The sequence below is a fragment of the Shewanella schlegeliana genome (genome assembly GCF_016765635.1).
Classification (GTDB): Bacteria; Pseudomonadota; Gammaproteobacteria; order Enterobacterales; family Shewanellaceae; genus Shewanella; species Shewanella schlegeliana.
Genome location: NZ_JAESVD010000005.1, coordinates 106434 through 118603, shown reverse-complemented (window position 1 = coordinate 118603; position 12170 = coordinate 106434). Strand labels below are relative to the sequence as shown.

Annotated in this window: 10 protein-coding genes and 1 pseudogene; 5 read left to right on the top strand and 6 right to left on the bottom strand. The window is 43.3% G+C overall.

What is annotated here, in order from left to right; translation table 11 throughout:
* Window positions 1-172 precede the first annotated feature (172 nt).
* On the bottom strand, window positions 173-700 hold the full coding sequence (locus JMA39_RS10005; protein ID WP_202721740.1) for a hypothetical protein: 528 nt from the start codon (window positions 698-700) through the stop codon (window positions 173-175).
* Between the two features lie 38 nt (window positions 701-738).
* Window positions 739-1179, bottom strand: a complete 441-nt coding sequence (locus tag JMA39_RS10000; protein ID WP_202721739.1) for a hypothetical protein — start codon at window positions 1177-1179, stop codon at window positions 739-741.
* A gap of 760 nt (window positions 1180-1939) precedes the next feature.
* Between JMA39_RS10000 and JMA39_RS09995 the strand changes: the two genes are divergently transcribed.
* Complete coding sequence (locus tag JMA39_RS09995) at window positions 1940-2278, top strand: cytosolic protein (RefSeq protein ID WP_202721952.1); 339 nt, start codon at window positions 1940-1942, stop codon at window positions 2276-2278.
* Between the two features lie 531 nt (window positions 2279-2809).
* Here the strand turns inward: JMA39_RS09995 and JMA39_RS09990 are convergent.
* Entirely contained in the window at window positions 2810-3061 is a 252-nt protein-coding gene (locus JMA39_RS09990) for a hypothetical protein (protein WP_202721738.1), read from the bottom strand.
* 237 nt (window positions 3062-3298) lie between these two features.
* Here JMA39_RS09990 and JMA39_RS09985 point away from each other — a divergent pair, with 237 nt between their 5' ends.
* A complete protein-coding gene (locus tag JMA39_RS09985) occupies window positions 3299-5596 on the top strand; it encodes a penicillin acylase family protein (protein WP_202721737.1) in 2298 nt (765 codons plus the stop codon).
* 78 nt (window positions 5597-5674) lie between these two features.
* Here JMA39_RS09985 and JMA39_RS09980 read toward each other — a convergent pair whose 3' ends face one another.
* Window positions 5675-7408 carry a sensor domain-containing diguanylate cyclase gene (locus tag JMA39_RS09980; RefSeq protein ID WP_202721736.1) on the bottom strand — a complete coding sequence of 578 codons (1734 nt, stop codon included), beginning with the start codon at window positions 7406-7408 and terminating at the stop codon, window positions 5675-5677.
* 547 nt (window positions 7409-7955) lie between these two features.
* On the opposite strand from JMA39_RS09980, the gene JMA39_RS09975 reads away from it, so the two are divergent.
* From JMA39_RS09975 to JMA39_RS21460, 3 genes are read left to right on the top strand one after another with little or no spacing between them, the layout of a single operon-like run.
* Window positions 7956-8759, top strand: coding sequence for a hypothetical protein (locus tag JMA39_RS09975; RefSeq protein ID WP_202721735.1), 804 nt, complete (start codon window positions 7956-7958; stop codon window positions 8757-8759).
* A gap of 2 nt (window positions 8760-8761) precedes the next feature.
* Window positions 8762-9610 carry a hypothetical protein gene (locus JMA39_RS09970; protein WP_202721734.1) on the top strand — a complete coding sequence of 283 codons (849 nt, stop codon included), beginning with the start codon at window positions 8762-8764 and terminating at the stop codon, window positions 9608-9610.
* Window positions 9611-9641: 31 nt separating this feature from the next.
* Entirely contained in the window at window positions 9642-9905 is a 264-nt protein-coding gene (locus JMA39_RS21460) for a KTSC domain-containing protein (protein WP_202721733.1), read from the top strand.
* 154 nt (window positions 9906-10059) lie between these two features.
* On the opposite strand, the pseudogene JMA39_RS09960 reads toward JMA39_RS21460, so the two are convergent.
* Window positions 10060-10284, bottom strand: a pseudogene (locus JMA39_RS09960) (hypothetical protein); the annotation flags it as partial.
* Between the two features lie 120 nt (window positions 10285-10404).
* Window positions 10405-12033, bottom strand: a complete 1629-nt coding sequence (pfaD, locus tag JMA39_RS09955; protein WP_202721732.1) for an eicosapentaenoate synthase subunit PfaD — start codon at window positions 12031-12033, stop codon at window positions 10405-10407.
* Window positions 12034-12170: the final 137 nt, after the last annotated feature.

The window sequence follows — 12170 nt, the reverse complement described above, 5'->3', positions numbered from 1 at the left end:
ATGACTAAAGCACTAACTCATTTTTGGACAGAAATTGGTTAGAGTAAGGAGTCTAAAGCTAGGTCGTGGGATAAGAAAAAATATGGCAAGCAAATAAAGTTTACTCTGACCCCACATACTCCACATACTATGTTTGTGCAGTTGAATTCGGGCCTTATTATTACACGTATAATTAGGTTGCCGTTTTTAGCTTATAGACTAACACCTCATCTGTATTCCAATTAGAATTAGACTCAAAGTATGGGTGATTATCTAAGGTATTTATTTCTATCTTTTCATCTAAATTTTTGGGTGACACTTTTATTTCATGATCTAATGTTCTGTTTTTTTTGGAATAATCAAACCCAGTTTTTAAATTTTCACCTTCAATTGTTTTGAAATTGAATTTATAACAGTCATCTTTTTGGTATATTATTAACCACTCTAAGTCAGTTAATGAATATTCTTTATTTTCCTCGTCGATTAGGTGTTCAATTGTATCCTTTTTTAACTTTATTATTGAAGGGAGCTTTTGGTATTTAATTAATTCATTAATTAAATAGCCAAGAGCCCACGGAGTTACAATAATGGTTAACCATGTTCTAAATGCATAATCAGGATTAGAGAACCCCAAGCGCTCTGTTAGGGCTATTGTTATAGCGCCAACCAATAAAATTATTGCAAAAACATATTTTTTAGAGCTTTCTTTTATGAAGTTCATAGTAAATGGTTATCCCATCAAATAATTACATTTTTATATTATTTTACTTCTTCTAACTTTGTATATAGAAAAACATCATGTGCAATTCTTTCTACTCCAGAAATTGAGAACGTAATTTTATTTGCGACTATGTTACCATTCTTTAACATTATTTTTTCTTTCTTGCTAGCTAAATTCATTTCAATATCGAGTTCGCTGAATGATTTCATTTCGTCTTCGGTACAGATTCCATCTCCGTTGGCTAACCATGCATATAAAGATTCATAATTATAATCTTCAGCTGTAAGTAAATTATCATTGTTAGTATCTAGAGTTAGCAACCCATCAAAGTCGCTACCTCCAACTCTGCTGGATAGTTTAGCAATGGAAAACTCATCTATATCATCAGCAAGTCCTGAGCCATTAATGTCATAGATAAGGATAGGGTTTTGTAATTGAAAACCTTTATGTTCCTTTGCACCTTCAAGTTTAAGTTGCACTCAACCCTCCTTAAAACTTAACAGTATATTAGGCTGAATTCCGAATAAGAACAGTTAGCCTAGTTAATCCTATGCGAACAAGGTAACTTTAAATGTCTTTTTAATCAATACTTTAATGTACATAGTCTTGTGAGCCCACTGACTCTTCTGATGGTGAAAACCAGAATTTACTTATTTGTGACGAGATTTGATTTAACTATTTGGGATAAATTTTATTAAACAGCCACTTAGCAGTTATTAACTCTAAATTGCTTTCCTTCTTACACCAAAAAAATACTGAAAATTCACAATGCTTATTATAACTGTTTATATGTACAGCTAGTGTAAAAATGCGCTATGTCGTCAAAAGATGAGACTATGCATAAGCTTTTCATATTAGGTTTTCTATAAGCAAAAGTTCACGTCTGCTACTCAACACTTGTTGTAGTAAAAATGATTTTGGGGCATTTCCAAGTTAGACCCAAAACCACGAGCCCTAATCAGTACGCAAATAACCCAGTGTCTGCACATACCCCGCTGGAGGCGATTAGCAACCATGAAGCTACAATGCAGAACACACTTCCCTGTAGCAACAGCACAGATAAAAATGTAATCAGCCTTCATTCCAAGGCTAACCAACTTTGGGGCAAAAGTGTGTTTCAAGTTGGCCTAATTAATGCCCGGAAGTGGCACCGAATTACCACGTTTAGTAACTAAATCTCTACTACGTTCAGCCGCTGATAGTGATAGAATCTCCGCATCAGAATTACCGAGAAACACTATGCATATCCATCATGTTAACGGCATCGACTGGCTGGTGATTACAGCTTTTGAAGAACTGAAAACTTTATTTATTGAAGAAGCTGGTGCGATCCCACTTTGCTTCTCTACCGCCAGTGAATTGAGCCTGATTGATCAAGCCAAGCGCAGTTATGGATATTTGCCTACACTCAGCGGCGTAATCACCGATACAGGCACTTTTCAAAGTCAGGATAACGAAGAAGATTTGAACCCACAGCTTGCCTGCCTAGTTGAGGGGCGTGGTCGGGTATTTATCTATCACGGCGGCTTTGTGGCTTTTGTGGATGACGAGCAAACCTTTATTACCCAAATGGGGTGAAAATTATTCAGTGCATAAAAGCATCGAAGTGACTTAGAGACAGATAATTAGCTAGCCTTGCAGCCATTACTCCTAATCATCAGAATATTGCTTGTCTAACCTAGTGCAGATACGGCTGCGGGCTTCGATGACATGGTGAGAGGTAACAAAGTTATCAAGATTTCGAACGAGAAGCAGGATGCTGAACTGGCCTTTAAACATGGATGTTGTTTGTTTTCGTTGAGCCTACACGGCCAATTCAGTTCCATACTGAATTTGGCATTCCCTCCATCCATGGAGGTCAGACGTACTAGAGGCGTGTCTCAGCAGTGTCTGCACATAAGGTCGTTCTTTCACATCTGACCCATAGGGATATGGGTCAGATGTCATTATGATGTAGGGAACATCATTGACCATGTGATCACGACATTCGGACATCCTGTTCAGCACCCGCTGCAAGCGATTAATAGCGACTAAGTACCAAACTCAAACTCGCTACTCGGTAGCACCAACCCCAAAGAACAATGTAATCAGCCTTCATTCGAAGGTTAGCTACTTCATTGTGACCTTGCCACCAATCATCTTAAACGCTGGTGCACCGCGAATAAGCGTGTCGCGGGCAAATATTTGCTCACAGCTCGGGCATTGACAAGGTGTTTGAGTGTAGTCATCGACAATGCGCTCCTTAAAACACTTAACCAATGCACCTTTGCCACCTTTTCGATACTTAAACAGTTGGCTTTTACATTTAGCGCAGAAAATCTCGACGGTTTGTGTTGGCCCTTTCTTATTGGGTTTCGCCATATTACTCCCTCATTGATTGGCGCTATTTTGCCATAAATACCCCTTAAATTGGTCGTAAGCAGTAAGCTATTTTGTTGCTCAGCAGAAAAGTTCAGTTAACTGTCATTGAGACAATCACTAGTAGGATGCGCTGAATTTGATCGATTTGAGGATAAAACTCGAATGACGGTTTAACATTTTTGTAACCGAGTTTATGATGAGCTAAGTTAATTTTTTAGCGCAGGGATAGCTAACTCAATGCATAAAATAATAAAAATAGCACTTATTGGCACTTCATCAATTATCGCAATCGCAGCTGGTGGCTTGTATCTAGCATTATCTTTGAGCTTACCCACACTCGATAAAAACATCACCAGCGATAGCGTAAAACACAAGGTAAGCCTTGAGCGAGATAGGCTAGGTACGGCAATTGTTCACGCCGATGACCGCCAAGACGCCGCTTACGGTTTAGGTTATGCCCATGGGCAGGATAGGTTCTTTCAGATGGATCTGCTGCGCCGTAACTCAGCAGGGGAGTTGGCAGAGATCTTCGGCGCAAAAGCATTAGATTTAGACAAGCGTCGCCGTTTTCATCAACTGCGTAAACGTGCAGAGTCGATCGTTGCCAAACTGGATGCCGAGCATTTAGCAGTGCTAACCACCTATGCCCAAGGGGTGAATGATGCTCTTGCAGCCCAAACACTCTCTTCGTTCGAGTACATAGTGACTGGCGCCGAGCCTAAGCCTTGGCTGCCAGCCGACAGTTTGCTGGTGATCTACAGCATGTATCTCGACCTGCAAGGCAACACTATTAAGCGTGATTTAGCGCTAACTCAAATTCAGACGCTATTTGGCAGCGATATGGTCAATTTTTTAACCCAACCAAGCCAATATCAAGCGCCGCTAGATGGCAGTCAGCTTGCGTTAACACCTGTGCCAACCCCAGTACTCGCAAACAATTTGCTCGCACAGGCTAAGACCCTAGAGATTGCAGAACCACGGGATATCGGCAGTAATAATTGGGCGGTGACGGGTGAGTTGACTGAGAGCGGTAATGCCATGTTATCCGATGATATGCATCTGTCTTTTGCCGTGCCAATTATCTGGTATCGGGCGCAGCTTAACTATCAACAAGGCGGTAAAAAGCGACAAGTTACTGGCGTGTCTTTACCCGGTGCACCAGCAATTGTCGTGGGCAGTAATGGCGATGTCGCTTGGGGTTTCACCAATGCATATATCGATACCGCGGATTGGGTGGCAATTGATGAGCAAACCCCAATCTATTTTGAAAATGAAATCATCGCCCTGCCTGACTCCGAGGTCGCTTATGCGATAGAGGTGTCGCCCTATGGCCCGGTAAGAGAAGTCGCTGGACAAAGGTACGCTCTGTCTTGGGTTGCTCACACTGACTATGCGGTGGATATGCAGCTGATTGAGCTCGATAGTGTTGCGACTGTTGAACAAGGGATTGAAGTTGCAAAAACCATGGGGATCCCGGTGCAGAACATGTTGTTGGTAGACAGCATGGGCAGCGCAGCATGGAGGCCTACTGGCGCCTACCCATCTAGAACCAACCCAAGTGATGTTGCGATGAAGACGGAGGATTTTCAGAGCGTTAATTGGCTGCAAGATCAACATGAGCTTCCGCAGGTTATTAACCCCAAAAGTAACCGGTTATGGACTGGCAACTCTCGTGTGGTGTCGGTTGATGACCATAAGCTGTTAGGTGATGGCGGCTATGCGCTAGGGGCTCGTAGCACACAAATAAGAGACAGACTACTTGAGACCGAGCATTTCTCTGTGCAGGATTTTTACAAGCTACAGCTGGATAATGAGGCGCGCTTTTTAGTGCCTTGGCAGCAACTGCTACTCAAGCAATTGAGCACTCAGCCAGAGCGTTTCGCTGAAGATATAGAGTATCTGAAATCATGGCAAGCCTGTGCCTGTAGTGATTCTGTGGGGTACACTTTAGTGCGTCACTTTAGAACTCAAGTCATCGATAGCACTTTTGCACCACTGGAAACCGAACTGGCTCAATATGAGCTTAGCTTGTCGCCAATTAAGCGTTACTTAGAGCCGGGGATCTGGCAGCTTATTAATACACAAGAACCAAGTTGGTTGCCTCGGGATACGCAAAGCTGGTCTGGGCATCTACTGCAGATGTACCTCAATGCTAAAGAGGCGAGTTTAGCTAAATACAGTAACAATAATGAGATGGCCGATCTGGCTTGGGGCACAGTTAACCAGCTTAAGATCCAACATCCATTTTCTAAGCAGATCCCTGCACTGAGCAAATTATTAGATATGCCGGTAGTTGAAGGCTTTGGCGACAGCTTTATGCCTGCAGTACAGGGTGCATCTTTTGGTGCGTCACAGCGCTTTATTGTGCAGCCCGGTGATGAGGCAAATGCGATTATGACGATCCCTGGTGGGCAGTCAGGGCACCCGCTATCTGATTTTTACCGCTCTGGTTTTGATGATTATGTGGGTCAACAAAGCACCCCTTTACTGCCAGGGGCGATTGTTCATCGACTGCAGATCTTGCCTACTGATTAACGCTTACGTGTGCTGGAGGGCTATCGGCGCAGGAGTGAGCCATTGAACAATACTCACTCCTCGTATCAGGTTCGTGACTTAGGGTTGATTGCTGGGTGACTCATGCTCTAATTGCTCTATTTCATCTACCGAGATGCTGGTTTTAACATAACAGTTTCGGCCCGCTTTTTTAGCCTGATAAAGGGCGCTATCGGCAGCGAGTGTTGCTTGGCGGCCTATGATGTTAGGGGAACTTTTAAACTCAAAGCCTTCTACGGCCAACACTTTGCACACCCCTAGGCTGACAGTGACATGTGTCGCGGTTGTTGCACTGGGGTGGGGCAGCGCCAAGTCTTCAAAGGCTTGGAGCATGGCATCGAGTTTGCGCTGCAGTGGCTCGTCCGGAATGTCACGGTAGAGCATGATGAACTCTTCGCCACCAAGACGGGCACAGATATCTTCTGCACGGAAAAATTGTTGGTTTAGTACCTGCGCGACCTTTATCAGTGTTTCATCACCCGCTACGTGTCCAAGGGTGTCGTTATATTCTTTGAAGTGATCCACGTCAGCAATAATTAGGGTAAAAGCTATCTGTTGCCGAGCGAGGAGCTGGCAATAGGTCTCAAGCCTTTGCTCAAACGCGCGACGGTTGGGGATATTGGTCAGCTTATCGATATAAACCTGCTCATTGAGCTGTTTCGTTTGCTCTTGAATGGTGCCCATAAGCGCGTTGAAGTGGGTGGCGACATTCACTAGCTCTGTGATGGGGTAGCGGTATCTCAGCTTCTTGATCTCCCGACTCCTATCCATCTCTTCGATATCGATAGCAAGCTTTCTTACAGGCTGCACTAAAAAGTACGAGTATAGAAAGTAGGCTAATAATAGTAGGATCGACATTTCTGCCACTAGTATATAGATATCACTTCCGAGTACGGAAGGGGGCTCTGAGTTGGTGTGATACAGGGTAAATTTTATCAATGGTCGACCATCAATATTGCGAACCAGGCGCTGAGAAGTTGGTGTTAATTTAGTTAGATCAAAGCCTGAGCCCAGATAGGGGATGTGAGCGACATCGTCAGATGGTTTGATTTCACTCAGTTCTACTCCTGCGGAAGTGAACTTTGATAGCTCAGCCATAAACTCATCGTCAATCAATCGGATAAAAACAATATATCCCATTATCGGTCCAGTACGATCAGACTGTAAAATGCTGCTGGAGCTGTAGAGGGCTGGGCCATATTTAGTGGCAATGACTCCGGTTTTTGTTGGAACACTACTGGGGCTATTAAAAGGCTGAACTTGCGGAGGAGAAGCTGTTTTTGTTAGAGGCGATAAGAGCTTATGTTCAGGGTGTTTAGAAAAATCCGCAATATCAAACTCTAGTCCTTGGGCATCACTACTGTGATGGAACCCTTTGCTAAATACCGCGTTATTATCGTTATCGAAGATAAAGATGCCATCGACTTTTAGACTCTTAAAGGTGTCATCAGGGTATTCGTGTTGCTCATAGTATTCTTTAGCCACTGGGCTATTTGATTTCATGTAGTTGTAGGTTTGATCCCAAACCGCATAATCGTAATTGATGGTATGCAAAGGCATACTCATCTGCTCGAAAGCGAAGTTTAAAGCGACTAGCTCTTGCTCAGAGACTTTTAATAATGAGCGCTCTATAGCGGGAACCTGCACCCAGATCCGATAGGCAAACGCGGCGCTAGCGAACAAAATAAAGATAGCGAAAGAGATCTTAAGTTGTAGCTGATTAAAGGTTTGAGGTTTTAATTGAATGATAGTTAGAAACCTTTTAAAACAGAGTATTACTCTAGTAAAGCTCAATAATTGATGAGTATCCAGATTTTTACAGCAGGTCTGATTACTTTACGTAAAATTATTTGCTTTGAACCTCAATAGTATGCGTTCCATATGTGATTCGCTTCCGTGATCTCACAACGGGTTTTGTAAAATAGTCATCAATAAAAAAGCCACTAATGAAGATGAGTGGCTTTTAGGTTGGTTTGTCTTTTTATAAAAGCCGCTCAAGGCTGACTCTCTACTTTCTACGAGCCGCTCAAGGCTGATCTTAAGCCATTCTTTGAGTAGGCTTCCAGCGTAGTAGCTGTGCTGGCAGTTTAACCGCCCTGAGCCTTATGTTGTGAAAGGTTGAGTTAATACGGCTTAGATATACTGCGCCGTACATCAAGTGCTTCTGGGCTTTTCCCTGTTATGAGTTGGCTGGTGAACTTATACTAAATTAATATGGCTACCTTACTTTTCAGTAACTATGCTTTTAATGTTACTCATGGACGAGTCGTTTTGGGTTTTAGGTCGGTATTCCAAAAGCCAATAATTATTAACTTATATCATTAAATAAAAGGAATTTATAATGATTAAGATAACCGCTTTATTACTAACTTTCCCCTGTATTGTTTTTGCTCTAGATTATGCCGAGTACCCCAAGTTTGATAGTGATCAATACTATAAAAGAGGTGACATAGTCTCGTATCAAAACTACATCTGGGTATCCAGACTCCCTAGTGTTAATCAGGTACCTACTAAAAACTCATGGAGGTGGAGTCAAGTTGCTTTATCCAACATAGATGAATGGCATTTCGGCCAATTTTATCCCTTAGGTAATGCTGTAAGTTACCAAGATAAATTCTATTTCGTAAAAAAGCTTGGCTTTGGTAGGCCTGATACGAATAGAAGTAGTTATCAATGGGAAGAGTTTTCCCATCCAGCAATTGGGTATGCACTGCCAGATATTGATTACGATAATGCTAATTTAACCGTAGATGGAATTGACTCAAATTTTAACGGTATCAGGGATGATTATGAAATTTTTGTTGTAATGGAGCACACAGATCCCATGTTACGCCATTTAGGCCTGCAAGCTGCACAACTGTATCGAAAACTATTTGATATTGCGCAGATTGATATCAGTGAAATATCTATTCAGGAGGTGGCACAGCTTACTGACCAGCTTGTTTCTTTACGTGTTTGCAACCGCCAGAACATTAGAAGTTGGGAGGGATTTAATGGATATCAGCATAAATATGTAAATACACAGGAGCGTTTTCAAGAGTTTTTAATGGCTCAAAAGTTGTTATATGAGGTGCTTGGCGATGATTATGAGCCCCAAGTACCGAGAGAACCCTGCAAGTTTATTGCAAACATTGGAGGTGAGTAAATATGAAGTTTATAATTGCTGCAATTTTATGTTTATGCTCACTCTCGGTGGCTTCAGCACCAAAGTCGTGTGCAGACTACGTTGATTTCCTTCGTCTTTTTTATATTAATGGAATGTTTACCCCGTATACATCTTATCTTGATAATAAAAGGGAGTTAACTCTGTTTCAGGAAAAATATCTTAACTCAGAAATGCCTTCTGCAGGAGCCGTAAAAGGCTCGTACAACAATGATGAAGCAGCTTTATTTCAGATTCTTCAGGTTACGAAACAAAAACTAGAAGAAAAATCTGAATCTACTACGGAGTTAGCTAGCTACCTTGATGTTATGAATCAATTTTTAACTGGTAATGTTGTCACTGTTGGAACGCAAAACTATGAGATATTACTTTACACATTAGCAGATGCGTTGGGACAGTTTCTGCCTGAAATGAACCAAGAGCAAGATTACAGGCAAGCCTATACTGCTCTTAGTAGTGTCATGGAGGGCTGCAGTCGAACCGTTTTAATATCTCATTCGCAAGGGAACTTTTATGGGAATTCAGTAGTAGAGTCTATTTATTCACAATTTACTTTCCCTGGAGGATGGAAATTGAGTCAATACCCAATGCTAGGCCAAGTTGGAGTTGCAAATCCAGCAGAAGCGGTAGCAGGGGACTTTGGTGGGAATAACGAAAATTTAGTTGGACACTTAACCAATGATAACGACCTTATTATACAGTGGGTTAGAAATATTATTGGTTCTATCGACTCAAATTTTGATGCTGAATTTAATGAACATGATTGGTCTGGGCATGGCCTAATTGATTCGTACCTTCTATCTTCTGGGCAAGCTAGCAAGCTAGCAAGCTAGCAATTTAGCAAATCAGATTATTGATATTGCAATGAATATGACCCCAGTTCCTGTTTATAAGCAAACACTATCCTCATCATCTGTATTTTCAAGTTATGGCTCATCAGGGAAAAGTCGAATACTTGATCTGAACTTTATTAAAGGTGGTTTATATCGATATAGGGAGGTTCCGGTTAGTGTTATTGAAGAGTTTGAAGCTGCGGTATCTAAGGGGCAGTATTTCAATATCAATATAAGGGGAGCTTACAACTTCGAGAGTATATCCTTGCCATATCCTTGCCTTAGTAAAAGATAGGGCTGCTATATCTTTTGTTAAGGCTTATGATAAAAAACCACCAGAACCTCTTAGTGAAATAAGAGCTGTTCGGTGGCTTTTTCTTTAGCTTGTTTTTTTATCAAAGCCGCTCAAGGCTGACTCTCTACTTTCTACGAGCCGCTCAAGGCTGACCTTAAGCCATTCTTTGAGTAGGCTTCCAGCGTAGTAACTGCGTCGGTAGTTTAACGCCTTGAGCCTTATGTTGTGAAAGGTTGAGTTAATACGGCTTAGATATACTGCGCCGTACATCAGGTGCTTGGCCACATCGACCGCATTACGGTCTTGCTTGTTGTGTGAAGGAGTTATCCAAGTCACTGCCTTTGGCCCACTGGTTAAAGGCGCCCAGTGCAGGGGCTGAAGGGGGCTTCAGTGTCAAAATAAAAAAGCCACTAATGGAGATTAGTGGCTTTTTAGATTGATTTGTCTTTTTATAAAAGCCGCTCAAGGCTGACTTTCTACGAGCGGCTCAAGGCTGGCCTTAAGCCATTCTTTGAGTAGGCTTCCAGCGCAGTAACTGTGCCGGTAGTTTTACGCCCTGAGCTGTCAGTGAGTTTATACGGCTTAGGTAGGCGGCGCCGTACATCAGGTGTTTAGCCACATCGACCGCATTACGGTCTTGGTAGTTATCTAAGTAACTGCCTTTGGCCCACTGATTAAAGGCGCCCAGTGCAGGACCTGCCCAAATTTGATAATCCATCTCGCGTCCCACTTCGCCAGAATTAGACCAGCGGCTCGAAAGCCCTAGGTACCAGCGGAAAATCAGTGCCATCTTACGCTTAGGGTTACCCTCGGCGCGCTCAATCTGCTTTGGATCGCGCTCATTAAAGTGGGCAACGGTACCAGCCCAAATTTCATCAAGGCTTGAGCGAAATACTTGCTTCTCTAACTTTTCACGCTCATCCGCTGGAATCGCTTCAATAGAGTCATAACGGGTATAGATCTCATAAAGCTTGTTAGCACGCATAGGGAAAAGAGTCCCGCGCTTAACGACCTGTAGCTTAACCCCCATCTCGAACATGTCAGCCGCTGGCGCCATGGTCACATCGGCCATCTCGGTAGTGGCGAGTAGTTTACGCGTATGGTCACTGGCACCGGCTTCCACACAAGCTTGGTTTACTGAACCTGTAACGATATAGGCCGCGCCCATGTTAAAGGTGGCAAGTGCTGCATCGGGGGTACCGACACCACCGCCACAACCCACACGGATAGGCGTTTCGTATTGGAACTTAGCCTGAATTTCCTCTTTCAGCGCCAAGATTGTCGGCAGTAACGTAACCAGTGGACGGTTGTCGGTGTGACCACCTGAGTCGGCTTCAGCGGTGATGTCATCTGCCATAGGTACAAGTAGCGCTAGCTCCATCTGCTCAGCAGTAATTGAGCCGTCATCAACTAGCTTTTGCAGCATCTTGGCGGGGGCTGGCATCATAAACTTTTCGGCAACCTCGGTGCGGCTGACCTTGGCGATAACCTTGTTACCAACAACTACGTTGCCGTTAGCATCGCGGCTCAAGCCCGCTGCGCGGTAGTAGACGATTTGTGGCGTTAAGCCTAAGAATGCCGATGCTTCGACCGTGCGCACCTTATGTTTTAAAAATAGCTCTACGCTACCACGCTCTAACGCTGGCTCACTTGGACTATGGATAAGGTTAAACATGTATGGGCCATTTGGCAGCGCCGCTTGAATGCGGTGAATAGCCTCTTCGACACGACTTGGGATAAGACCCGCCGCGCCAAAGGAACACAAAATACCGGCTTTACCCAGTGCGATAACCAGCTCTTCAGAAGAGATGCCGTTAGCCATTGCGCCTGCATAGTAGGCGTATTTTACGCCATGTACTCGGCGGAAATTACTGTCGCCTAGGCTTTCGGTGCCAAGGGCGGGTGCAAAAGCACTGACTGGTAATCCCGAATGATTGGCCGCTTGCTCTGACACTATCTCTGCCGACTGAGCGATACCCACACCATTTTCGCTGTGATTGACCAGGTAACAGCCACGGCTAAAATCTTTTAACTGCTGCTCCATCACTTGCACATCAAAGCTAATATTTGATTCAGTCACAGCCCATGGCCACGGTGAAAGCATTTCGCTGGTTGTAGTAGGATTCATTATTTGTAGACCCTTAATTATTTATATTGAGCTTGCGGCTCTTAGCTGTTGTTCTTTTCTATAAAACCATTCTTATAAATCGAGTTAGGACGCAGATACTTTTGCTCAATTTCCAGAAAAAAGCGCGCAGCCTATGA

Excerpts from the sequence above, each read along its gene's own strand:
- JMA39_RS10005 (WP_202721740.1), bottom strand. The coding sequence starts at position 700 with ATGAACTTCATAAAAGAAAGCTCTAAAAAATATGTTTTTGCAATAATT.
- JMA39_RS09995 (WP_202721952.1), top strand. The coding sequence starts at position 1,940 with ATGCATATCCATCATGTTAACGGCATCGACTGGCTGGTGATTACAGCT.
- JMA39_RS09990 (WP_202721738.1), bottom strand. The coding sequence starts at position 3,061 with ATGGCGAAACCCAATAAGAAAGGGCCAACACAAACCGTCGAGATTTTC.
- JMA39_RS09985 (WP_202721737.1), top strand. The coding sequence starts at position 3,299 with ATGCATAAAATAATAAAAATAGCACTTATTGGCACTTCATCAATTATC.
- JMA39_RS09975 (WP_202721735.1), top strand. The coding sequence starts at position 7,956 with ATGATTAAGATAACCGCTTTATTACTAACTTTCCCCTGTATTGTTTTT.
- JMA39_RS09970 (WP_202721734.1), top strand. The coding sequence starts at position 8,762 with ATGAAGTTTATAATTGCTGCAATTTTATGTTTATGCTCACTCTCGGTG.
- JMA39_RS21460 (WP_202721733.1), top strand. The coding sequence starts at position 9,642 with ATGAATATGACCCCAGTTCCTGTTTATAAGCAAACACTATCCTCATCA.
- pfaD (WP_202721732.1), bottom strand. The coding sequence starts at position 12,033 with ATGAATCCTACTACAACCAGCGAAATGCTTTCACCGTGGCCATGGGCT.